Below are 23,249 nucleotides of genomic sequence, written 5' to 3'. Positions count from 1 at the left end.
TGTTGGAACTAGGATTTATAATGGTTAGCTCCTTAGTTGTCATAGGCCGCCGTCCAGCGGCGTAATCATCAAGAGTCACCGTGGCAGGGGGTGGCTGAATTTGGTGAGATCAATTAAAGGAGGCGAAAGATTACAATGAGAGCAGTTAAGCTTTGGTCTGCGGGAGGTAAAAGAAGGGTTGGCGGGTTCCTATCGCTGATGGCCTTGAGCACGATGTTTATTACCGGGGCTCATGCTGAGCCGGACAGGTCCGTAAACGGAGAAGCTGCGAAATCGGCGGAATCCGCGATTCTATGCTCAACTACTTCCTGTCTTCAGAAGGCGCTGAAGAATGCGGCTCCCGGCCAAAGCATCACTCTGTCGCCAGGTACTTATACGGGAAGCTTTTCTTCTGATCTGAAAGGAACTGCAGGGGCGCCAATTACGATCACCAGCCAGGACCCGTCCCAGCCCGCTGTTCTGTCTGGTTATGCAGTAGGTTCAGGGTATAGTCTGAGAATCCGTGGTGACTATTGGGTGATCCGGGATTTGAAGTTTACTAACGCACAGAAAGGAATTCTGCTTGATAACTCAAGCCATTCCCTGATTAAAGGGGTAGAGGTATACAATACCGGGTTTGAGGCCGTTCATTTCCGTGACGGGAGCTCTTACAGCACCATTGAGGATTCTTACATCCATGATACCGGCAAAACAGGAGCAGGATATGGTGAAGGGGTGTATGTCGGGTCGGCTGAAGGAGGCGGTTATAATCAGAACACTCATTATAATACCATCCGGAATGTGAAGTTTGGTCCGAATATTACAGCAGAGCATATCGACATCAAGGAGAGAACGATTGGAACGCTGGTGGAGAATTGTACGTTTAACGGAGTTGGAATCAGCGGAGCCAATTATGCCGACAGTTTCATCGATGTGAAGGGCAACCAGGCGGTCATAAGAAATAACAAGGGTTATCAAAATAATAACAATGTTATTGTAGATGCTTTCCAGCTTCATGAGATTGTTAGCGGTTGGGGGATCAATAATCAATTTCTCAACAATACCTTGTATCTTACGAACCCGGATACTTATGTCATTGGGGCCTACAGCAACTCGTCTGCCTCCGCAGCGGGCAATACAAGGAATCCGGCAGGCAATATGTATAGAGGCAACGTAAGCGCCCAATAAGAACATGACGGATGGGGGGACCCTTGATTCAGGAATCCCTCATCCGTTCTCATTACACCAAATACATATTCTTTTATTCAGCAGGTTTCAGACCAAGAGATCCTTCCTGCACTTGTTGGTTTCCCAGCTTGAACAGCGGCGCAATGATTAGAATGCCCGCAAGCATAATGGCACCCCCAACGAGATAAAGAGGCATAAGCGAGATCGTTTCTTTAATCACACCCGACAGCGTCATGGTCACTACCATGGAGCCCATGAACATCGGTGTGAGAATGCCGTTAACCCGGCCGATGAATGACTCCTCGGTATTTTTCATGATCAGAGTATTTACCCCGGTGTTAATAGATGGGAATACAAGCCCGGCTATGAACTGGAGACCTAGTGAGAGCCAGTAGTTTGTGGATAGCCCCATACCGATCATGGCAAGGCTGCTTCCGAGCAATCCTATCGCCAGGAGCTTCTGTGCGGACAGCTTACCGGATAAGGTGAGGGCGAACACGCCCCCGATAATCATTGCGACCCCATTAACCAGAAGGAACCACTGCAGATATTCCGCTGGCTTCCCTAGCTGCTCTGTAATCAGGAAAATCCCCATAGGCTGAATCAGACCGAGACCCAGACCCGCTGCCATCATCACGCCGCCAAGCTTCCGCAGAATAGTGCTTGCTCCCACATATCCGAACCCTTTCTTGAGATCCTCCAATACCCGGGACTCATTCTTCGTACTGTCTTCCTGTTGGTCCTTAGGCAGGAATGTAAGCGTACAGGCTGACAGGATGAATGCTACGCCCATCACGCCGATGGCTGTCTCAATGCCATAGCTCTGGAACACGAACGTACCAACGATAGGGCCAAATATCATAAACACGGCAAACATCGTCTGATAAATAGACATCCCCTGCTGCACCAGTTGTTCGGGCACATGCTGCTTGAACAATTTAAGACCAGAGGGCTGGGAGAACTGGGATAGTATGGCTGACACCAAGGTGACGAAGAAGACCACCTTCCAGGAACCATTCTCCATCACGAACAGCACGGCAAGTATGGACAATGCACTTAGCAGGTCACACCAGACCATCGTTCGTTTGGGCCTCCAGCGGTCTGCGAACGTTCCTCCGATGAAGGAGAAGATGAAGATCGGTGCATATTCGGCGACAGAAATGAGTGAAACCGCGAAGGCATTATCATGGGTCATTTCTTTGACATACAGCAAAATTGCGATGTTTCGGACCCAGATGCCGATCTGCAGGAACAGCGTGGATACCATAATTACTTGCACGAACCGGTTGCTGAACAAGGACAGGCCTGAAGCAGGTGTATTCGCTTTCATACCTAGATCACCCTTTCGTTAACATGGCTATACTTCTGAGTACAAGAATACAGGGACTACCGTTATTCCATAAGGCACGTTAGAATGAACCTTTCTCCTCCCAGGGACCGATTTCCTGCTTTTTGGATTTATTAAACCCAGCGATTATGGAGGAATTTTCACTGTATATTTATATTTCATGAGCCGGCAGCAGATTCTTGAAGGTTAAGTTTAGACTCATTTGTTCCGTAACGGGTTCAATTGCAGGAACCGGCAGGCCCGCCTATAATAAATAGATTCCGAATAACTGTATGGAAGGTGATCTTTTGTCCAGTTCATTACTGACCAAAAAGGCGCTGGCCGCCTCGCTAAAACGGTTGATGCAGGAAGTCCCGCTGAATAAAATCAGCGTGAAGGACCTTACGGAAGAATGCTATTTGAACAGGCAGACATTCTACTATCACTTTCAAGATATATATGAGCTTCTTGGCTGGATCTATCAGACTGAGGCGGTAGACGCTATCGCCCAGGAACGCAGCTATCATACCTGGACACATGGACTGCATACGATATTTACCTACATTGAAGAGAACAAAGCCGTGTGTCTGAATACACTGAACTCTCTGGGGAGGAACCATCTCGACAGCTATCTGTACACCATGACGAATCCGCTGATTCTTGGAGTGGTCAATGAGGTCTCCTCTGGCAGGCAGGTTCCTGAACAGGATAAACTCTTTATCGCCAATTTCTACACGCTCGCATTCACCGGGCTTGTGATTCAATGGATGCAAGGCGGCATGCGGGAGAATCCCTCAGACATCATAGGACGGCTTAGCAGGCTGGTTGAAGGGAATTTCGAACGGGCGCTGGACCGTTATGAGCATAAGCGCAGCTGATCCCTTGTTTTATACAATTTGATGAAAATGTCCAAAATCTATACACCTGCTCTGCATTGCAGATGTTAACCTCCGCCAAAAAGTTCTACATTAGAGGTGTTCAGATCAACATTTCTTTTTGGAGGCGACGGATATGACAGCAGATTACAGGGGCAGACAGGTGTACTTTGTAGGCGGCGGGATAGCTTCTCTGGCGGGGGCGGCTTTTCTGGTCAGAGATTGCGGTTTCCCGGGAGAGCAGATTCATATCATAGAAGAAATGAAAATTCTCGGCGGCAGCAATGATGGGGCCGGTAACGGAAATGAAGGATATGTGATCCGGGGAGGCCGGATGCTGAACGATGAGACGTATGAGAACACTTGGAATCTGCTGAGTTCCATACCATCGCTGGAGCATCCGGGTCTGTCGGTACGCGAGGAGATCATTGCCTTTGATACAGCGCATCCGACACATTCCAATGCCCGGCTTGTCAATAAGGATGGACAGGTTGAGGACGTGACGTCCATGGGATTTGATATGGCGGACCGGATGGCCATGCTGAAGCTGATCATGACTCCGGAAGCCAAAATGGGCAAGGCCCGCATCAACGATTGGTTTGACCCGCACTTTTTCGAGACGAATTTCTGGTATATGTGGGCAACCACTTTTGCCTTCCAGCCTTGGCATAGTGCCGTGGAATTAAAAAGATACATGATCCGCTTCATGCACGAGTTCCCGCGGATTCACACGCTTGAAGGGGTTACGCGCACACCTTACAACCAATATGATTCGATTATTCTCCCATTGCATAAATATCTGGAAGGATTCGGCGTTGATTTTGATATGAAGTGTACAGTAACCGATTTGGATTTCAAGGAAGGTGAAGGCATCACCGTAACCCGGATGCATATCGTAAAAGCCGGAGCGGAAATGGTCGTGGACATTGCGGATGGCGACCTGGTTATCGTGACGAACGGTTCCATGACTGAGAGCTCCAGTCTCGGTTCCATGACTTCGGCGCCTGAGCTTAATGGCAAGGGAAGCTCCTGGAAGCTCTGGGAGAGAATCGCTGCCAAGAAGCCCGGACTCGGTAATCCGTCGTCCTTCGATGATCATATTGAAGGGTCGAAATGGGAGTCCTTCACTGTCACTTGTCAGGATTCCCGGTTCTTTGATCTGATGGAGGCCTTCTCCCGTAATAAAGCAGGCAGCGGGGCACTGGTTACCTTCAAAGATTCAAGCTGGCTGATGTCCATTGTGCTTGCACATCAACCACACTTCAGAAATCAGCCTGAGCATGTGAAGGTGTTCTGGGGCTACGGGTTGTTCCCTGACCGGGTGGGCGACTATGTGAAGAAGCCGATGGCCGAGTGTACGGGGGAAGAGATTCTGACCGAGCTGCTCCATCATCTGAAATTCGAAAAGGATATGGATGCCATTATCGCTACGGCCAACTGTATTCCGTGCATGATGCCGTTTATTACGGCCCAATTCATGCCAAGAGAGATTACAGACCGTCCAGAGGTTGTTCCGGCAGGCTCCACGAATCTGGCTTTCATCAGCCAGTTCTGCGAAATCCCGGACGATGTCGTATTTACAGAAGAATACTCGGTAAGGGCAGCTAGAATGGCTGTCTATAAGCTGCTCGGCATCAATAAACCGGTTGAGCCTATTCATCATTATCACTACGATGTGCGTACATTGCTTCAAGGATTTGTGACTTCATTCCGCTAGAATCATCATCTCGGGTAGAGTTGAAGTTTCTTAAAAGCGTTAAAGAAGATGTACGGTATAGATTAAGAACCTTGATCGCAAATTATGGGTCGAGGTTCTTTTTTTATGCACCAGAAACAAAGGCTTTTCCAAGGTCAGGTCCGGAAACTTAGCAATTCTGAAGAAATCGGGAGACAGGGCTATGTTATGATTTTACATATACCAGTAAAGGGGATGAATGGTCATGCAAAAAATCAATACTTTTTTGTGGTTTAACGACAATGCGGAGGAAGCCATCCAGTTTTATACTTCGATTTTTAAAAATTCCAAGATCGTCAACGTACAGAGGTATGGAGAGAAAGGTCCAGGCCCTAAGGGTGCCTTGGCATCGGCGACCTTTCAACTGGAAGGGCAGACATTTATGGCGCTAAACGGAGGGCCTCATTTCTCGTTTACCCCAGCTATTTCCCTATTTGTGAACTGTATCGATCAGCAAGAGGTTGACCAGCTGTGGGAACGGTTATCCGAAGGGGGAAGCACGGAGCGATGCGGCTGGCTTAAGGACAAGTTCGGTCTATCCTGGCAGATTATCCCTACTGCACTGGGAGAATTGCTGCAGGCCGAGGATGCAGAGAGAGCCGGAAGGGTGAGGAAGGCGATGCTGCAAATGGGCAAAATTGATATTGAACGGTTGAAGCAAGCTTATGAGGGCAATGACGGGATGCAGGAAGCCTGAATTCTGGGGGACGTAAACTGACCGATTGCCATTGGCTCCTGCGTGACCATGATCCGGTTAGGAAACAACGCTGCTTAAATGATATACAGGAGCAAACCCAAATCCCCTCTGCATGCCAAGGGGATTTTTGATTTGCATTATGAACTTGTTCCTGGTGGACCTAGTGCCGCTGAAGAGGGCTCATACCTTTTTTAACGGCCATAACAGAACATCCAGGCGGGGGGTATAGGTTTGAAGAGCGGGCTTGGGATCATGATGAAGTCCGAAGGACTGGATTATTGTGTTAGCCTGCAGATCTAATACCGCCGGATAAAGCGGCCAAGGCAGATGATGGATGTCGCCCCTGAACAATTCATGTTTGGGACTGCTGGTATAAAGACAGTAGCGTTCGGTCAGCCAATGTGTCAGAGTTCCCGGACTTGCATGGAAGCTGGAAGTTTCGGCAGCCTTATACATGCCTTGGAACAAGGCTTCCTCGTTGCTTTTAAGTGTTCTCCTGCTTGAATATTCAATCATATTATCCTCTTGACCCCGGGAATGCATATCCGCATGGTGATAGGGAAGGCGCGCACCTATCCGGGCGCCGGCCACGGCAAGCCTGCTAGAAGCCTCCAAGGTGAGGAACAGGACTCCTGGTTTGTTATCGTGAACAACATAAGTTCGCACGTTAACCTCTAGGAATTCATGAACGAACGGAATGGGAGGGAGTCCTCTGAGGCGAAGAGGATCAACGCGAAAAGGGGACACACTGACCCAAGGCCTGCCTTCCCATTTATCCAATATGAGACCCTGAGGGATATAGGGGGCAATCTCCTGCTCATCCACCGGCCAGTGGGTGAAGAGCAGGTCCCTCCATGTCTGCCGCATAAGCCAGGGACCACGGGGCATTGGGACGGGGCGGTGGCGGGTATGCTGCAATATTTGATGGGGATTCATGCGAGATCTCCTTTCTTCGGGTTGAGTAACTATTATTACCCTGTTTGCAGCATGAGTATAAAGAATCAAAAAACGCTTGTATTTACAAAGGCTCTTGGCAAAAATGAACCCAGCAGAACATAACAAAAAGTAGCACTCAACAGATAAGCACACAACAAAAACAGCACCTCAGCCGTTTCGGGCCGGGGTGCTGTTGTATTCTTCATTCTATACTCGGCAGATATGAGCCGGACAATTGTCGCAATGACACACATTTCTGAGGTACTCCAGATCATGAATGACGATGTGGCCATCGACAAGATCGATGATTCCCTCTTTCTTCATATCACTGAGCATGCGGTTGACACTTTCCCGGGTAGCTCCGATCATGTCGGACATTTCGGTGTTGTTGATTTTAATCGTAATCCGGCGGTGTTCTCCCCATGGCTCGCCGTAGGAATTGTTCAGACGGATCAGCAAAGAGCACAAGGCTCCAGTTTTACCGAACATAAGCAGATCGCGCATCTTGGTCTGGGTCAGCATGTGTGTAGCACCCTGCCAGCGCATGAATTCCACTGCAAGATCACCATGCTGCCAGAGCAGCACTTCAAGGTCCTTCCGCTGGATAACCCCCAGATCACAATCCTCAATTGCGACAGCACTAAGGAGGTGTACGGACTCAGAGAGCACATCCCCATAGCCAATCAGGTCGTCTTTATGATGCATGTACAAGGTGAATTCCTTGCCGTCATCCGCCGACTTGGTGACCTTGATGCGTCCTTTGTGAACATAGTACAGATAATCCGCAGCGTCGCCTTCCCAGAACAGGTTGGAGCCTTTTTCCACGTGCTTGGGATACATAATGCCTCTCAGCAGGTCCTGGTTCTCTTGTGAGAAAAATTGCTGGATGCCTCCGTCCTGTTTACTGCCGCTTTGCGCTTTGAGTTTATCTTTTTGTTCGATCATCCTCCGTACGCCTCCTTGTTTTCCGTTACATTTATTCTACTCTTATTCTATGTATAAACGTAATCCGGGAGTTCTCTGATCTTTGAAGCGGAAATCCCCTGAGATTTCTATGAGATACATCACAGTCTAGGGAATATTTTACATGCTGTGACGTGAGTCATATATATGCAAAGTGTCATTTGTTACACTCCGGGTAGTGGGAGACTTGGAAGAAGAGACAAATACAGCATTCTTCCGGGAAGAGAGAAACGGAGACCTGATACTATGCACAGTCAACAAGAGCAGGGCGGCCATGAGCCGGAAGTGAATTATGATACTTGGATGCTGAATCTAAGGTTTGTGTTGATCACACTTGTATTTATTGCTACAGGAATTGAACCCGTGATGGAACGGTTTGGTCTGCTTGGGGGCCTGCATGCCTGGATTTTTATTTTCCACATGCCGCTGTTCGCTTATGTTACAGGGTACTTTTCGAGGAATACGCTGCTTGGCCGGAGTGGCCTTAAGGTTATTGTATCTATTGCCGTTCAATATATTATTTTTCAGACCTTGTATTCATCTCTTGATGTGCTTTTCTTTCACGTTCCTGGGCAGAAGCACTCTTTCTTCATTCCTTATCTGATGCTGTGGTTCCTGGTGGCTCACATTGGGTGGCGCTGCCTCGTGCGGCTGATGTGTGCCCTTGGCATCAAACATCCAGTGGCCGTTTCGTTATGTCTAGGTGTGGCCGCAGGGTACTTAGGTACTGACGGGTCCTGGCTCAGCTTCTCCCGGATGTTTGTGTTCCTGCCGTTCTTTGCAGCCGGATATGCTGTTCATCCCGCCAAGCTGCTAGCCTTCATTAGCGGTAAGGGGCGAATTATTCAAGCGGGGATTTCCCTGATTGTGCTTGCTGCTGTTCCTGCTCTAATGTGGCATGGCACACCGGACTGGCTTTACGGTAAATTCACCTATGCCGAAATGGGCAGCTTTGGTCCGGCCGCTGCAATGATTCGTCTTGGCTGTTATGTGCTGCAGATCTGGGCAAGCCTTGCTGTATTGGCGCTGATTCCGCGAAGACAGTCTATTCTGACAAGCTTGGGATCAAGAACATTATACGTCTTCCTTCTTCACGGGCTGTTCGTCCGCAGTGCAATTAGCTTGGGGTTATATGATTTTGTGCAGCATACCGGAGACGTTGTGATTCTGGCAGCTGTAATTTTGATCATGACGGTTGCCCTGTCGTTGCCTCAGACCAGACAGATGACCAAGTGGTTCATTGAGCCGGAGCTGGATAGTTTGTACCGATTGGGCTACCGGCTTACGATTCGCCGGCATCGTCCGCGGATGCTGAAGAAGTTGTGACCAACCGCACTGAACAAGTGAAAGGGTCAAACTACAATTAGGAATGTTACCGAAGGAGATGAATTTATGGCAGTATCAAGAACATTTGTAATGGTGAAACCGGACGGTACCCGCCGGGGATTAATTGGAGACATTATGAGACGCTTCGAACACAGAGGATTCCGGCTGGTGGATGCCAAGCAAATGAATGTGGATAGTGCCTTGGCTGAGCAGCATTATGTTCATCTCAAAGCCAAACCATTCTTCCAAGAGCTTGTGGACTATATTACTTCTGGGCCGGTGTTTGCTATGGTGTGGGAAGCGGAGAATGCCGTACAGCTCTCCAGAAATATGATTGGTCCAACCAATCCAGCAGAGGCTGGACCAGGCACAATCCGGGGGGACTACGGAACATCAGTGGAAGCGAATGTCATTCACGGGTCGGATAGTGATGAGAGTGCTGAGCGGGAGATAGCTTTATTCTTTGGTACCAGATAGACTGATTAACTTATAAGGAAACCGAATAAGGCAGTAACCAGCGGCATAATTCCATGCGTGCTTCACCGGATTTATGCCTTTTTTTCACCATGAGGAACAACACAATTTTTACCAAATATTGAAGGAGGAGGCATACCGTATGCTTACAGGCATTATACTAGCAGGAAATTCTGAGCCGGTTTCAGGCGGGCGAATGGCGGCTCTTCTCCCTTATCAAGGGGAATTGTTAATACAAGCCCAGGTAAGGGAAATGAAAAAGGTATGTGATGAGGTCATGGTGGTAACCCCTGATCCAAGGCCTTTCTTAAGGGTTCTTGAGCCGTCAACGCGGATTATTGCAGATTACCATCAGGGCAAAGGCTCCCTGGGTGGATTTCATGCGGGGTTTAGTTTATCCTCCCATCCTAATATTTGGGCTGTGGGCAGTGATATGCCGTTTCTGTCTGCAGCGGCAGCCATGCTGCTGTTAGAGTGCAAACAGATGGGCTATGAGGCAGCGGTTCCGACTATAGCCGGAAGCAGTTATCCTCTGCATGGTGTGTACGACAAAGCTTGTGTAAGGAAGATCGGCAAGCTGATTGAACTTGGGGAGACGCGGGTTCAAGCGCTTCTGCCAAGAATTCAGAGGATGGATGTTCTGGAAGCCCGGTTCGAAGAGAAGGGGATAGAACTTGATTTTGTTAAAGACGTCCACACTTGGACGGCGGCTCCGGAATTGTCCTCCCCAGTGGTCACGGCAGCAGATGGCGGAGGGGCTAATATCTAGGAACATAGTGGGAGGCTGTTCCTGCCGACATAGTTGTGCAGCCCCCCACTAATTATTCATTAGAAGCAGGGTTATACATATAAACAGGGAGCAAAAATTATGTGCGAAAATAAATGTGAAAAAAATCACAAAACTGTGATTTATGTCACAGTTGCTGCCCCCTGCCGGCCTTACAATTAAGACATAAAGATCAGGGAGATGGTAGACATGGTAAAATGGATAAGAGAAAACAAGATTGCTGCGGTTCTGTTGTTACTTGTTAGAGTCTATCTCGGCTGGGAATGGATGACAGCCGGATGGCATAAATTAACCGGAGGATTTGACGCTACAGGCTTCTTGAAGGGTGCAGTTGCGAAACCGGTGATGGAGAAAACAGGAGATTTAGTATATCCGAACTTCGTAGCCTTCTTAAATCACTTTGCACTGCCGAATGCGAAACTGTTCAACGTTCTCATTCCACTCGGTGAGTTCCTCGTAGGACTCGGGTTGATTCTTGGATGCTTGACCGCCACCGCCGCATTCTTCGGAATGCTGATGAACTTCATGTTCTTATATGCCGGCACCGTAAGCACGAACCCTTGGCTGGTTATGCTGGGGATCTTCATTGTAGTAGCAGGAGCTAACGGAGGCAAATTCGGGGCAGACTACTTCGTTCTTCCATACCTAAGAAAAGTATTTGGCAAAATGTTTCACCGGGAGGCAGGTCAGCTGCCGAAGGGTAATGTTATTCAGAGATAAGCAGGCAGGTCAGCTGCTTGGCTTAGATAATAATTGAATCGGTACCGTCGAAGAGAGCCGCAGCCCATGAATCCGGGCTGCGGCACTTTTTATAATATAGAAAAGAAACGGGGGTCTCCTGTAAGCTGCTTCAGCTTCCAGAGAGCAGGAACATTGGAAGGCTCCTGGCTGGCGATCAACGTGTGCGGCTGAAGGAAGAGCTTCATCGATTTGACGTTATACGTGACCAAGCCACCTGTTTTGGATAAGGTATAGACGCCCGTTTTCCTGAATTTACCTTTAGGTAGACGTAGAGAAATGATAAATTTAATAAAAAAGACATAAGGAGGAATAAATATATGAAATTTCAATCAAAGCTCGCTTTAAGTGGAGCTGCCCTATCACTGGCTGCCACAGTGCTGCTTGGAGTACATGCCCCGGAGGCTGTGGCGGCCAAATCCAAAGCTAAAACTGTGTATTTCAAAAATTGTACAGCTGCCAAGAAGGCGGGCTACTATAATATCAAACGGGGGGACCCTGGTTATCGTAAAGCCCTTGACCGCGACAATGACGGCATCGCTTGCGAGAAGTAAACCACTCGCTTTATAACGATTCGGCAGGCACTCAGGCATCCAGATATTTTATCAGCGGAAGGGTTGATTTGGTTAGAAACAGCCCTTGGGAGTGCTCCTGCAACTAATTTTTGTAAGCGCTTAAAAAACTTCTTGCCAAGAGGAAATAAAGCTTGCTATAATCACTTTGAAAAGGTTCTCAAAAAGAAGGTTATAAATGATGAAACCAACAATTCGAGATGTTGCCAAGATGGCGGACGTATCGATCAGCACGGTCTCCCGCGTGATGAATGCGCCGGAATCGGTTGCTGAAAGTAAGCGTATTCGGGTGTTGGAGGCGATTGAGAAGCTTCAATACCAGCCGAATTCGTTTGCGAGAGGTCTGATTTACAAGAAATCTTTTACATTAGGTCTGCTGATTCCAGACATTGAGAACCTGTACTTTGCCGGTGTGATCCGAGGGATGCAGGATGCCTGCATCAAGCTTGGATATAGTCTAATGATTTGTAACACAGACCGCGACAAGGAAAGATTGATATCTTATATCGATACTTTCCATGAGAAGCAGGTCGATGGAATTGTTTTTGCGAGTGACGCGCTCTATCCAGAATATTACGAGAAGCTTGTTGCCTGCAGGATTCCCTTTGTACTGGTGTCTTCCCACTCTGACGAGTTCGACATTCCATGTGTTGAAGTTGATGATGAGCTGGCGGCCTATGATGCGGTGAAGTTTCTGATTGAGCTCGGCCATAAGGAAATTGGCATGATAGGATTCAATTTGACAGACTCTATATCGGGACCACCCAGGTACCACGGGTTTGTAAGAGCAATGAAGGAATTTGGGCTTGAGAATAACACGCCGAAGATCAAATTTGCCTCTCACCGCTTTGAGCACGCGTATCAGGCTACACATGAGTTGTTCACTGATTATCCCGAATTGACGGCGGTATTCTGTGTAGCTGATGAATTCGCAATGGGAACGATTTCTTATCTGAAGGACCGCAATATTCTTGTACCCGGGCAGGTATCTGTTGTCGGATTTGATAATCTTCGGATGGCGAGCATGTTCGTCCCTAAGCTTACAACGATTGCACAGCCGATCTATGATCTGGGATACAGAGCCGCAGAGAAGCTGCATGAGCTGGTCACTACAGGTACGGTTCAGGTGCTGAGAGAGAGAATGGACCACAAGCTGATAGTAAGGGAATCATCACGGGAGAGATAGCTTTCCGGCAGTTCGAAAAGCTTTTCAAATTCGTGTTGAAGCAAGCTGCTTATGAAATAGTCATAAAGACGGTTACTCACAAGTACAATTTATAGGTTCAGAAAAAAAAGTAAAATACCTGGATAACCAAAATGAAAGCGCTATATTTATGAGAACAATATTCAGCTCTTGTTTAAGATTAGGTAGTCAGTGACTTTTGAAAAGCTTTGCAAGGAGGTGATCCCGCTAGAAGCCTGTTCGGACCCGACTGATTGAACTGAAGACGGCTTGATTCACGGCCGAAACAGCAGGTTTAAGCAGCATGGATCTATCTTTAGTTCAACCATCAACCAAATGGACGCAGTACCTGCTAGTCTCTACTAAATAACTAAAAGGGGATGTATGCAAAAATGAAGAAGACAGCAAAAACAAAAATGTCGCTGCTTATGGTAGCGTGCCTATCCTTAACCATGATGCTAAGCGCCTGCGGCAGCGGCGGCGGCCCGACAGATTCTGCGGCACCCAGCGGCAATACGAACAATAACAACACGAACCAGACTACGACCGCAGCGGCAGGTTCTGAGCTGGATAAGGCGCTTAAAGGCGAGTATAAAGGAACAAAAGTAACCATGTTCGGACCATTCGTGGACGCGGACCAGAAGAAATTTGAAAGCAGCATTAAGGATTTCGAGGACAAAACAGGGATCGATATCCAGTATGAAGGCTCCAAGGAGTTCGAAGCTACTATTAATATCCGTGTAGACGGCGGCAGTGCGCCGGACATTGCGGACTTCCCGCAGCCGGGCCTGCTGGCATCCATTGCCAAGACCGGCAAAGTGGTTGACCTGACCAAGGTGCTTGATCAGGATAAGATGAAGCAAAACTACAATAAGAGCTGGCTGGATATGTCCATGATGGACGGCAAAGACGGCAAAATTATGGCAGGAATCTGGAACCGCAGCAACGTGAAGAGCTTGGTGTGGTACCCGAAGAAACAATTTGAAGAAGCCGGATACAAGGTACCTCAGACTTGGGACGAAATGATGGCTCTGACCGAGCAAATTGCCAAAGACGGTGACCCTGCCTGGACGATTGGCATCGAGAGCGGTGCTGCTACAGGCTGGCCGGCAACAGACTGGATCGAAAACATCATGCTCCGCACTACTACACCTGAGAATTATGACAAATGGGTAAAAGGCGAGCTGCCATTCACTTCTCCTGAAGTGAAGCATGCCGTTGAGGTGATGTCCAAAATTTGGATGAACAAAGATTATGTATATGGTGGAACGAAGTCTATTGTCACTACTGCATTCGGGGATGCTCCAAAGCCAATGTTCGACAACCCGCCGAAGGCTTGGTTTAACCTGATGGGTAACTTTATTACCAGCTTCTTCCCTGAAACAGCGAAAGTTGATCAAGACTACGACTGGTTCTATCTGCCACCGATTGATGAGAAATATGGCAAACCGGTACTGGTTGCCGGCGACATTTACGCGATGTTCAATGACCGTCCTGAAGTACGTGCGGTTATGCAGTTCTTTACAACAGGCGAATCTATCAAAACCTGGGTACAATCTGGTGGTGTAATTGCGCCGATGAATGACGCTTCCCTTGACTGGTACCAGTCTGAATCTGATCGTCGTATGGCGAAACTTGTTCAGGATGCAACTACCCTGCGTTTCGATGGATCTGACTTGATGCCGGGTAAAGTCGGTGCGGGTACATTCTGGAAAGGGATGACCGACTATGTGAGCGGAACCGCCACTCTGGATAATGCCCTTAAGCAGATTCAGTCAGGCTGGAACAACTAATTAACTTTGAAGTCCAAGCTAGAGGGCGGATAAGGGATGAACACAAAGACAAAGAGGGGCGCTTGGCGGAGACAGGGTTCAGCCCCTCTTTGTCTTTTCTTTAGCTTACGAAGTGAGTTTTGCTCCGCAAAACTAATAGGAGGATCAATTATGGAAGCACAAGCTAAGCAAAGAGTCAGCATGAGGGCGATATTGTTATTCCTTGGCGTACTGCTGGCCAATATCGTAATCAATGGCCTGATTTTTATGTTTTTCCGCGATTCAACACTGAATCCGCTGCTTACGGCGGTGCTTGCGGTGCTGTGGGGTGTTCTGGGTGTCTATCTTATTTACTATACCCTGAGCTGGGCGGTTGAGCAGTTCCCGGAACATATCCGCAAAAGGTTTCTGCCGTATATTTTTATTGGGCCTGCGGTCATCATCTTGGGCTGGCTGCTTGTTCTTCCCGCACTGCGGACCCTTTATTTAAGCTTTTTTAACGCTTCTTCTGACAAGTTCGTCGGACTTGGCAACTATATTGCAATCTTCAGTGACCATCTCATGGCAACGGCCCTCCGCAACAACCTTTTGTGGGTATTCGTGGGTACTCTAGCCTGTGTGGCTTTCGGGCTCTTGATTGCGATTCTTGCCGATCGGAGCAGTTATGAAAAGATAGCCAAATCGATCATTTTCATGCCGATGGCCATTTCCTTTGTGGCTGCAGGAGTTATCTGGAAATTCGTGTACTATTATCAGCCTGGTGACCAGCAGATCGGACTGCTCAATGCGATTGTTGTGGCTCTTGGGGGAGAACCTCAAGCATGGGCCAGTATGCTTCAGCCTTGGAACAACTTTTTCCTGATTATTATTCTGATTTGGATGCAAACAGGATTTGCCATGGTTATTTTCTCGGCAGCCATCAAAGGGGTACCTGAAGATATCCTGGAAGCGGCACGAGTGGACGGTGCGGGGGAGATCAAAATTTTCTTCAGCATCATGATCCCATACATTTCAACAACGATTCTGACGGTGACAACAACGATTATCGTCTTCACATTGAAAATTTTTGACGTCGTCATGGTGATGACGGGAGGTCAATACGATACAGAGGTAGTCGCTACCCAGTTCTACCGGCAGTTCTTCATGTACCGTAACTTCGGTTATGGCTCCACACTTGCGATCGTTCTCCTGATTGCTGTCCTGCCGGTCATCATTATTAATCTGCGCCAGTTCCGCAAGCAGGGGGGATTCTAAATGGCCTTGAAGAAAAAAAGAAAAGGCGGTAAAACCGTCGTTAATATTATACTTGGGGTCATTTGCCTGATCTGGCTGCTCCCTACGCTAGGGCTGCTTATCTCGTCCTTCCGGCCTGCAGCGGACATTCTTCAGACCGGATGGTGGAATGTATTTCCCCACCAGGAATGGAAAGCGGCTGGAGAGACCATCAAGCTGCCGAAGGACGTGGATCTTCGTGGTCCGATTGAGGTTAACGGTAAGACGTACACTGATGAGCAGCTCAAAGCTGGAGTTGAGGTGGATGGAAGCCGCCTGAAATGGGAGAACCGCCGGGCCCGCACCATCAGTGTAGAGAAGCAGGGATGGGTTACCAGCACCGATCTGACCCTGGATAACTACAAAAATGTAATCTCGGGTAAAGAATACACGCTCAAAAATGCGGATGGCAGTGCGACGACAGAGAAAGGGACCGGCTTATCCCAAGCTTTCTGGAATACGCTGACGATTGCTGTTCCGGCTACGGTAATTCCGGTGCTGATCGCTTCTTTTGCGGCATACGCCTTCGCTTGGCTGCGTTTCCCAGGACGTAAGACAATGTTTGTAATCATCATTGCGATGCTGGTTATTCCGATCCAGGTAGCGCTGATTCCGGTGCTCAAGGATTATACTTCGCTCGGACTGAACGGCAGCTATCTAGGCATCTGGCTAGCTCATACGGCATTTGGTCTGCCGCTGGTTACTTACTTTATGTACAATTTCATCAGCCAGCTGCCTAAAGATTTGTTTGAGTCGGCGTTTATGGATGGAGCAAGCCACTTTACGATTTTCAGCAGACTGATTCTGCCGCTGTCGGTGCCCGCACTGGCCTCGATCGGCATCTTCCAGTTCCTATGGGTATGGAACGATTATCTGGTGTCCCTGATCTTCATCGGCAACCAGCCGAACGTTCAGGTCATGTCCATGAAGATTGCAGATCTCGTAGGCTCCAGAGGAAACGACTGGCACCTGCTCACCTCAGCCGCATTTATCTCCATGCTGATGCCGCTGGCGATCTTCTTCCTGCTGCAGAAGTATTTCGTCAGAGGATTGATGGGTGGTTCGGTCAAAGGCTAACAGGTTCCATTAGTTAATATAGTTCTTTAGAAAGTTGATGTATAACAAGATCAGGGGGCAGGCACAGGGTGAAATGATTCTAGAGAAGCGGAGCGTTCGCCTTGGCGAACGGATTTCTACCGTATGAAATTCATTATATAGAATGAACTTTAGAATAAACCGCTCTCAGCTTCGATCCCGAGTGAGTCTGAAGAAGCGGAGCGTCCGCCTTTGTCTCCGAAATGCCTCTACTTGGATATCTAGTTCAAGCATTTCGGAGACAACAGCGGTCGTAAGAACACTCGGCATCGCAGCGCCCCGAATAGGGTAATTTTCATATGTCCATTTTATATAGATCAAGAAATCCGCGAACAACAGCGGTCTTAAAGAACATTTCACCCGGATGCTTTCTCCGCATAATTAATTGTTCAATTTATATGGATTATAGAGACAGAGATAACGAGGAGGGACTACGAGATGAAGATGAAACCATACGAACACCCGGAACCGCTCTATCCTTACGAGGATTGGTCCTTGGGAGAGAAGGCTTACGACGATCAGAACAATCAGCGCAGCGAAAGTGTATTTGCCATAGGCAATGGCTACATCGGGATGCGTGGTAATTTTGAAGAAGGATTTCACGGGATAGTTGGAAGATCGGTTACAGGCAATTATTTGAACGGGTTCTACGACTCCGAACCGATCGTGTACCCGGAAGGGGCTTACGGGTATCCTTCCCGGAATCAGGCCATGCTCAATGTATCAAATGCCCAGATTATTCAGCTGCGGGTGGAAGGGGAGTTATTCCATCTGAACAGCGGAACTATCCATGGATACAGCCGCGAGCTCAATATGAAGATGGGGGTTCTTCTTAGAGAAGTGGACTGGGAATCCCCGGCGGGCCACCGGGTAAGAATCAAGATTCGGAGGCTTGCTTCATTGAAGCATAAACATTTGGCCGCCATTCACTATGAGGTTACGGCGGTCAATTTCGGAGGTACCGTTGCCTTCGTCTCGGCTATTGACGGGAAGATCGCCAAGCAGGAGACCACGGACGATCCAAGGCTCGGAGCGGGAGCGGCGGAGCCCAGTCTGATTCTCGAAGAGATGAACCATTCGGAACAATTCGCCTACATGAAGCAGCGGACCCGGCATACCCGGTTCGCCCTTGTCACTGCAATGAGCCACCAGTTCGCTGCGGAAGCGGGATATGAGCTTGCAGAGAAAATGGAAGACGAGCGAATTACGGTAGAATATGCGGTTCCCCTGCTTAAGGGCGATCATGCATCACTGACCAAATATATTTCTTATCATACTTCCAAAGACTATGTGGAGGAGGAGCTGCAAGGCAGAACCGGGCAGGTTCTCGGACAAGCTGCCGAGACCGGGTTCGAAGGTTTGCTGCAGGAACAGCAGAAGTTCCTGGACAGATTCTGGAGCAGGGCGGATGTGGAAATTAAGGGGGACCCAGCGCTCCAGCAGGGCATCCGGTTCAATGCGTTTCAGCTGCTTCAGTCGGTTGGACGTGACGGGGTTACCAACATAGGAGCCAAGGGACTTACTGGGGAAGGGTACGAGGGGCATTATTTCTGGGATACCGAAATGTACATGCTTCCCTTCTTCACCTATACCCAGCCGGAGATCAGCCGGGCTCTGCTGGAGTTCCGCTATGCCACGCTAGATAAAGCGCGGGAACGTGCAGCCATCATGTCCCAGAAGGGGGCGCTCTATCCTTGGCGGACGATTGACGGGGAAGAGAATTCTGCCTACTTCCCGGCGGGAACCGCACAGGCCCATATCAATGCGGACATTGCATATGGCATTAAGCAGTATGTGATGGCCACAGGGGATACGGAGTTCCTGGTTAGCAAGGGGGCCGAGATCCTGTTTGAGACCTCCCGCTTCTGGGTGGATCTAGGTCATTACAATCCGGCCAAGGAAGGCGCCTTCTGCATCGATGCGGTGACCGGGCCGGATGAGTATACGGCTATTGTTAATAACAACGCCTACACGAACTTAATGGTTAAAGACCAGCTGATCTATGCTCATCAGACGGCGGAGCAGCTAAGAAACGAATACCCGGAAGCATACTCCCAGCTCTGCAGCCGCATCAACCTTACTGAAGATGAAGTTAAGGGGTGGCGGGAAGCTGCGGATAAGATGTTTGTTCCTTATGATGAGGAGCTCGGCATTTATGCCCAAGACGATACGTTTCTAAGTAAGGAAAAGTGGGATTTTGAGAATACACCGTCGGAAAAATACCCGCTACTGCTCAATTTCCACCCGCTTGTGATCTATCGTCATCAGGTACTGAAGCAGGCCGATCTGGTCCTGGCTTTGTTCCTGCTTGGAGACAAGTTCACCCTGGAAGAGAAGGTCCGCAACTACAATTATTATGAGCCGCTGACCACGCATGATTCTTCCTTGTCCCCATGTATTCACAGCATTGTGGCCGCGGAGATCGGAGATCTTCAGAGTGCTTATTCCTACTTCGACCGTACCGTCCGCATGGATCTGGATGATATTAATAAGAATGTGAAGGACGGACTCCATACGGCCGCCATGGCCGGATCGTGGATGTCTATTGTGAACGGGTTCGGAGGAATGCGACTGTATGAGGGATGCCTGAATTTCAATCCGGTTTTGCCTGAGCAGTGGGAGGGCTACCGCTTTAAAATCATGAGTCATGGACAGCTTATCGATATTGATGTGAACCGGTCAGGAGTTCAGTATACTCTGCTCGAGGGGGATTCGATCACGATCCGGCATAAGGGGCAGGATATTATTTTGCGCCTGAATCAACCCGTTAGAGCATAGAAATAGGTTAATGACCCGAAATTATAAAATTTCCATTTTGAACTGAAGATGTAAATATGAACGGCAGGTCCCGGGAAAAGGGCCTGCCGTTTTTTTGATTTTATAAAATGAACTTTAGACTTAACCGATCTCAGCTTCGATCCCGAGTGATTCTGAAGAAGCGGAGCGTCCGCCTTTGTCTCCGAAATGCCCCACTGATATCTAGTTCAAGCATTTCGGAGACAATAGTGGTCGTAAGAACACCCGGCATCGCAGCGCCCGAAAAGGTAGGGTAGCTTTCATAAGTTCATTTTTATATAGAAAGGAAACTTAGACAGTTTAGCCGCGGTTAAGCTAAAGGTAAGGATATCGTAAGGTTCAGGAGATATTCAGTTTACAAATCCAGGTTAACATTGGCCTATTAAGGGATAAACACCGAGCCAAAGGAGGTAACTGCTTGAAAGGCATTATACGATTCTCCATGAATAAAACTGCGGCTATGATGATTATGATCGCCATCTTGTTCGGCGCTGGCTTTTATTCAGCGGGGTCTCTTAAGCTTGAGAATATGCCGGATGTATCTTTTCCACTTGTAGCTGTGTCTACGGCATATTCCGCGTCACCGGAAGATGTGATGAGCCAGGTGTCCAAACCGATTGAGGACAAGATTGCCAATATTGAAGGCATAGAACTGCTTAGCTCCACTTCAAGTGATTCCGGCTCGCAGGTTATGATCCGTTTCACACAAGGGGTTGACATCGACAAGAAGAAACAGGACATTGAGAGTCTCATCCAGTCAGTTCCTCTGCCCATGGAGGCTTCAAGACCCATCGTCTCCACCTTGGGATTCGCGTCTATTCCGGCGTATTATCTTGCTGTATATGCGGATAAGGGAATGACCCAGACAGACCTGGATAATTTGTACAAAACCGAGCTGAGGCCCGGGTTCGCTTCCATCAAGGGAGTTGATCATATCGATACGATCGGGGCCAGAAAGACCTCGCTCGATATTGAGCTTAAAGCGGATGCTCTGAACGCCTATGGGCTTGTGCCTGCGGACGTGACGGCTATCGTTCAAGCTTCACTTGCATCCGGCACAGTTGGGGCTGTCAAGCTGGACGGGAATACCCAGATGGTCCGGGTTACCGGGGAGCTGAACAGCATCTACAATATGAACCATCTAGAGCTAATGTCAGCCCAAGGCCAATCTCTGATGCTCAAGGATATTGCCGAGATTAAGGCTGTGACCGAATCTGAGTTCATCTCACGGATCAACGGCAAGCCGGCAATAGGAATCAATCTGTATAAAGCAAGAACCGCCAATGCGGTGGAGTTCTCGGATGAGACCAATGCGCTTCTTGACAAGTGGGAGCAGGCTCACCCGGATATTTTGTTCAAGAAGGTGTACGACAGTGCTGATGAGGTGCGGGATTCCATTAGCGGACTATTGCGGGAGGGGATCATTGGGGTCATCCTGGCTTCCGTCATTATTCTGCTGTTCCTTAGAAATCTAAGGATGACGGCAATTGTATTGGTGTCTATCCCGTTATCTATTCTCATTACGTTCATGATGATGCATTACCTTGGTTTAACGCTGAATATTATGTCGCTTGGGGGCATCTTCATCTCTGTTGGACGGATTGTGGACGATAGTATTGTAGTCATCGAGAACATTTATACCAATTTACAAAAAGCAAAAGAAAGGAATGAATCCGTCCTCTTGCAGGCGGTAAGCCAGGTTTCTATGGCCATTACTTCATCAACCCTGGTTACGGTAGGGGTGTTCCTGCCGATTGCCTTTGTCAGTGGTCTGATCGGAGAGTTCTTCAGGCCGTTTGCGTTGACCGTGGCCTGTGCCTTGATGGCCTCGCTGCTTGTGGCACTGACCGTTATTCCGCTAATGGCCAAGCTGATGGTGCTGCGGGGGGTTAACTTGGGCTCTCATCATGAAGAGAAGACCGGCAAGACAGCCGCTTTTTACGAAAGAGTTCTGTCCTGGTGTCTGAATCACCGGGTTAAGACATTGCTGTTGTCGGCCATTGCTTTTATCGTAACTCTGTTTGTGACCATCCCTAATCTGGCTGTAAATAATATTTCCGATGGCGAAGCCGGACGTCAGATCAGTTTCACGATCAAGCTGCCATATAACACCTCATTGGAGAGTGCGGATGCCCAAACGAAGCAGATAGAGAATCTGCTCAAGCAGGCGAAGGATGAACAGGGGAGCCCGGTTTTCAACTTTACTGAATCGCTTGTAGGTTACGGGGGAACAGACAAACAGCTGCCGTATATGGTTCAGATTAATACCGAGGTGAACGATAACGCTAAACCGGAGACGATTAAAGAGCAGTATAAAACGCTGATCCTCAATGAGCTGCCAAAGGGTACGGAGGTGACTCCGGATACGCTGTCCGGCGGAGGTGGCGGCTTTGGGACAGACTTCTCTTATGTTCTGACAGGAGATAACCAGCGGCTGCTGGAGCAAGCCGCGGCCTTGGTTAAAGCCAAGGTAAAGGAATTCCCCGAGCTTAAGAACGTTAAAGATACACTGGGGGATGCCAAAACCCAGGTTGTAGCCACGGTATCGCAGACCAAAGCCAAGAAATTCGGCCTCAGCACATCGGCCATACAAAATACAGTCAGGAGCTGGATTGAGCAGACGGAGCTCGGGTCCATCCGTTTTGATAATGTTCTGTATACAGCCCAGATTCAGCTTGCTTCCAGGGATAAGGATTCGCTGGAACAGCTGGGCAAAATCCCGCTGCGCACCTCTTCAGGAGGGATCGTATATCTAAGTGAGGTGGCCAAGATTGAAAAGGTGGCCTCGCCGATCTCTCTTCAACGTGAAAAACAAAAACAGGTGGTCAGCATTACGGCAACGATTGATTCCGCAGATAAAGCCTCCATTAGTTCCAAGGTTACTGAGGCTTTGGCAGGTATCGAGCTGCCCGAAGGAGTGTCTGCCAGCGCAGAAGGGGTAACCGAGGAGATTGCAAAGAACTTTAGCCAGCTGTTTGCGTCCATGGGGGCGGCTATTGCTATCGTGTATCTCATTATGGTGCTGTGTTTTGGTAATGCGAGTACTCCGTTCGCTATCCTGTTCTCCCTACCTCTGGCGGTTATTGGTGGACTACTGGGGCTGCTCATTTCTAATGAAGCGATCAATATCACTTCACTGATCGGATTTATGATGCTGATCGGAATCGTGGTTACCAATGCGATCGTTCTTTTGGACAGGGCCCAGCAGTTAATGCAGGAAGGTTATGCCGTGAGGAAAGCCCTGCTTGAAGCCGGAAGAGTCCGTCTTCGTCCAATTATTATGACTGCTGCAGCTACTATCGTAGCTATGATTCCGCTGGCGCTCGGATTGTCTCATGGAACATTGATATCCAAAGGGCTGGCGGTTGTGGTTATTGGCGGACTTACCACCTCAACGATCCTGACACTAGTAGTTGTGCCGGTTATTTATGAGCTGCTTGATTCAGCTAGGAAGAGGTTGTCCCGAGGGTTTGGCAAGAAAGGCGGCCGTGATACACAAGAAGAGAAAAGCCTGGAAATGTAGGGGGAGAGCGG

The 23,249-nt window shown here is 48.6% G+C and carries 18 protein-coding genes; 15 read left to right on the top strand and 3 right to left on the bottom strand.

Annotation, left to right across the window (positions count from 1 at the left end; translation table 11 throughout):
• The first annotated feature begins 135 nt into the window (after nucleotides 1-135).
• Nucleotides 136-1,167, top strand: a complete 1,032-nt coding sequence (locus BN6628_RS18025; RefSeq protein WP_068619763.1) for a right-handed parallel beta-helix repeat-containing protein — start codon at nucleotides 136-138, stop codon at nucleotides 1,165-1,167.
• Between the two features lie 73 nt (nucleotides 1,168-1,240).
• Here the strand turns inward: BN6628_RS18025 and BN6628_RS18020 are convergent, their stop codons facing one another.
• Nucleotides 1,241-2,497, bottom strand: coding sequence for an MFS transporter (locus tag BN6628_RS18020; RefSeq protein WP_068619762.1), 1,257 nt, complete (start codon nucleotides 2,495-2,497; stop codon nucleotides 1,241-1,243).
• A 305-nt stretch (nucleotides 2,498-2,802) separates the two neighbouring features.
• Between BN6628_RS18020 and BN6628_RS18015 the strand changes: the two genes are divergently transcribed.
• The 3 genes from BN6628_RS18015 to BN6628_RS18005 all read left to right on the top strand — a co-directional run bounded on the left by BN6628_RS18015 (nucleotide 2,803) and on the right by BN6628_RS18005 (nucleotide 5,801).
• Nucleotides 2,803-3,372: a TetR/AcrR family transcriptional regulator gene (locus BN6628_RS18015; RefSeq protein ID WP_068619761.1), complete on the top strand. Its 570-nt coding sequence runs from the start codon at nucleotides 2,803-2,805 to the stop codon at nucleotides 3,370-3,372.
• 133 nt (nucleotides 3,373-3,505) lie between these two features.
• On the top strand, nucleotides 3,506-5,086 hold the full coding sequence (locus BN6628_RS18010) for an oleate hydratase (protein ID WP_068619760.1): 1,581 nt from the start codon (nucleotides 3,506-3,508) through the stop codon (nucleotides 5,084-5,086).
• 223 nt (nucleotides 5,087-5,309) lie between these two features.
• Entirely contained in the window at nucleotides 5,310-5,801 is a 492-nt protein-coding gene (locus BN6628_RS18005) for a VOC family protein (protein ID WP_068619759.1), read from the top strand.
• Between the two features lie 180 nt (nucleotides 5,802-5,981).
• On the opposite strand, the gene BN6628_RS18000 is transcribed toward BN6628_RS18005, so the two are convergent.
• Together BN6628_RS18000 and BN6628_RS17995 are read right to left on the bottom strand one after the other, a co-directional pair.
• Entirely contained in the window at nucleotides 5,982-6,737 is a 756-nt protein-coding gene (locus BN6628_RS18000) for a YqjF family protein (protein WP_082926961.1), read from the bottom strand.
• Between the two features lie 207 nt (nucleotides 6,738-6,944).
• Entirely contained in the window at nucleotides 6,945-7,682 is a 738-nt protein-coding gene (locus BN6628_RS17995; protein ID WP_068619758.1) for a Crp/Fnr family transcriptional regulator, read from the bottom strand.
• 264 nt (nucleotides 7,683-7,946) lie between these two features.
• Between BN6628_RS17995 and BN6628_RS17990 the strand changes: the two genes are divergently transcribed.
• The 11 genes from BN6628_RS17990 to BN6628_RS17935 all read left to right on the top strand — a co-directional run bounded on the left by BN6628_RS17990 (nucleotide 7,947) and on the right by BN6628_RS17935 (nucleotide 23,238).
• Nucleotides 7,947-9,026, top strand: a complete 1,080-nt coding sequence (locus tag BN6628_RS17990) for an acyltransferase family protein (RefSeq protein WP_068619757.1) — start codon at nucleotides 7,947-7,949, stop codon at nucleotides 9,024-9,026.
• Nucleotides 9,027-9,092: 66 nt separating this feature from the next.
• A complete protein-coding gene (ndk, locus tag BN6628_RS17985; protein WP_068619756.1) occupies nucleotides 9,093-9,503 on the top strand; it encodes a nucleoside-diphosphate kinase in 411 nt (136 codons plus the stop codon).
• Nucleotides 9,504-9,642: 139 nt separating this feature from the next.
• Entirely contained in the window at nucleotides 9,643-10,269 is a 627-nt protein-coding gene (gene mobA / locus BN6628_RS17980) for a molybdenum cofactor guanylyltransferase (protein WP_068619755.1), read from the top strand.
• Nucleotides 10,270-10,476: 207 nt separating this feature from the next.
• Nucleotides 10,477-11,007, top strand: a complete 531-nt coding sequence (locus BN6628_RS17975) for a DoxX family protein (protein ID WP_068619754.1) — start codon at nucleotides 10,477-10,479, stop codon at nucleotides 11,005-11,007.
• Nucleotides 11,008-11,345: 338 nt separating this feature from the next.
• A complete protein-coding gene (locus BN6628_RS17965) occupies nucleotides 11,346-11,579 on the top strand; it encodes an excalibur calcium-binding domain-containing protein (RefSeq protein ID WP_068619752.1) in 234 nt (77 codons plus the stop codon).
• Nucleotides 11,580-11,775: 196 nt separating this feature from the next.
• Nucleotides 11,776-12,783: a LacI family DNA-binding transcriptional regulator gene (locus BN6628_RS17960; RefSeq protein ID WP_235847663.1), complete on the top strand. Its 1,008-nt coding sequence runs from the start codon at nucleotides 11,776-11,778 to the stop codon at nucleotides 12,781-12,783.
• A gap of 389 nt (nucleotides 12,784-13,172) precedes the next feature.
• The gene (locus BN6628_RS17955) at nucleotides 13,173-14,573 is read left to right on the top strand and encodes an ABC transporter substrate-binding protein (RefSeq protein ID WP_374706262.1); all 1,401 of its coding nucleotides are present in this window, start codon (nucleotides 13,173-13,175) and stop codon (nucleotides 14,571-14,573) included.
• Nucleotides 14,574-14,723: 150 nt separating this feature from the next.
• On the top strand, nucleotides 14,724-15,806 hold the full coding sequence (locus BN6628_RS17950; RefSeq protein WP_068619750.1) for a carbohydrate ABC transporter permease: 1,083 nt from the start codon (nucleotides 14,724-14,726) through the stop codon (nucleotides 15,804-15,806).
• The gene (locus tag BN6628_RS17945) at nucleotides 15,807-16,901 is read left to right on the top strand and encodes a carbohydrate ABC transporter permease (protein WP_068619749.1); all 1,095 of its coding nucleotides are present in this window, start codon (nucleotides 15,807-15,809) and stop codon (nucleotides 16,899-16,901) included.
• Nucleotides 16,902-17,357: 456 nt separating this feature from the next.
• Nucleotides 17,358-19,697 (top strand): glycoside hydrolase family 65 protein, encoded by a 2,340-nt coding sequence (locus tag BN6628_RS17940; RefSeq protein ID WP_082926959.1) that lies wholly within the window; start codon nucleotides 17,358-17,360, stop codon nucleotides 19,695-19,697.
• A gap of 436 nt (nucleotides 19,698-20,133) precedes the next feature.
• Nucleotides 20,134-23,238: an efflux RND transporter permease subunit gene (locus BN6628_RS17935; RefSeq protein WP_089153562.1), complete on the top strand. Its 3,105-nt coding sequence runs from the start codon at nucleotides 20,134-20,136 to the stop codon at nucleotides 23,236-23,238.
• Nucleotides 23,239-23,249: the final 11 nt, after the last annotated feature.

The sequence above is a fragment of the Paenibacillus tuaregi genome (genome assembly GCF_900086655.1).
GTDB lineage: Bacteria > Bacillota > Bacilli > Paenibacillales > Paenibacillaceae > Fontibacillus > Fontibacillus tuaregi.
Note: the sequence above shows the minus strand (reverse complement) of the source record. Positions and strands in the feature narration are given on the sequence as shown.

Coding starts and splice junctions, on each gene's coding strand:
- BN6628_RS17940 (WP_082926959.1), top strand. CDS start 17,358: ATGAAGATGAAACCATACGAACACCCGGAACCGCTCTATCCTTACGAG.
- BN6628_RS18010 (WP_068619760.1), top strand. CDS start 3,506: ATGACAGCAGATTACAGGGGCAGACAGGTGTACTTTGTAGGCGGCGGG.
- BN6628_RS17945 (WP_068619749.1), top strand. CDS start 15,807: ATGGCCTTGAAGAAAAAAAGAAAAGGCGGTAAAACCGTCGTTAATATT.
- ndk (WP_068619756.1), top strand. CDS start 9,093: ATGGCAGTATCAAGAACATTTGTAATGGTGAAACCGGACGGTACCCGC.
- BN6628_RS17955 (WP_374706262.1), top strand. CDS start 13,173: ATGAAGAAGACAGCAAAAACAAAAATGTCGCTGCTTATGGTAGCGTGC.
- BN6628_RS17990 (WP_068619757.1), top strand. CDS start 7,947: ATGCACAGTCAACAAGAGCAGGGCGGCCATGAGCCGGAAGTGAATTAT.
- BN6628_RS18005 (WP_068619759.1), top strand. CDS start 5,310: ATGCAAAAAATCAATACTTTTTTGTGGTTTAACGACAATGCGGAGGAA.
- BN6628_RS18020 (WP_068619762.1), bottom strand. CDS start 2,497: ATGAAAGCGAATACACCTGCTTCAGGCCTGTCCTTGTTCAGCAACCGG.
- BN6628_RS17975 (WP_068619754.1), top strand. CDS start 10,477: ATGGTAAAATGGATAAGAGAAAACAAGATTGCTGCGGTTCTGTTGTTA.
- BN6628_RS17965 (WP_068619752.1), top strand. CDS start 11,346: ATGAAATTTCAATCAAAGCTCGCTTTAAGTGGAGCTGCCCTATCACTG.
- BN6628_RS17950 (WP_068619750.1), top strand. CDS start 14,724: ATGGAAGCACAAGCTAAGCAAAGAGTCAGCATGAGGGCGATATTGTTA.
- BN6628_RS17960 (WP_235847663.1), top strand. CDS start 11,776: ATGATGAAACCAACAATTCGAGATGTTGCCAAGATGGCGGACGTATCG.
- BN6628_RS18000 (WP_082926961.1), bottom strand. CDS start 6,737: ATGAATCCCCATCAAATATTGCAGCATACCCGCCACCGCCCCGTCCCA.
- BN6628_RS18025 (WP_068619763.1), top strand. CDS start 136: ATGAGAGCAGTTAAGCTTTGGTCTGCGGGAGGTAAAAGAAGGGTTGGC.
- mobA (WP_068619755.1), top strand. CDS start 9,643: ATGCTTACAGGCATTATACTAGCAGGAAATTCTGAGCCGGTTTCAGGC.
- BN6628_RS17995 (WP_068619758.1), bottom strand. CDS start 7,682: ATGATCGAACAAAAAGATAAACTCAAAGCGCAAAGCGGCAGTAAACAG.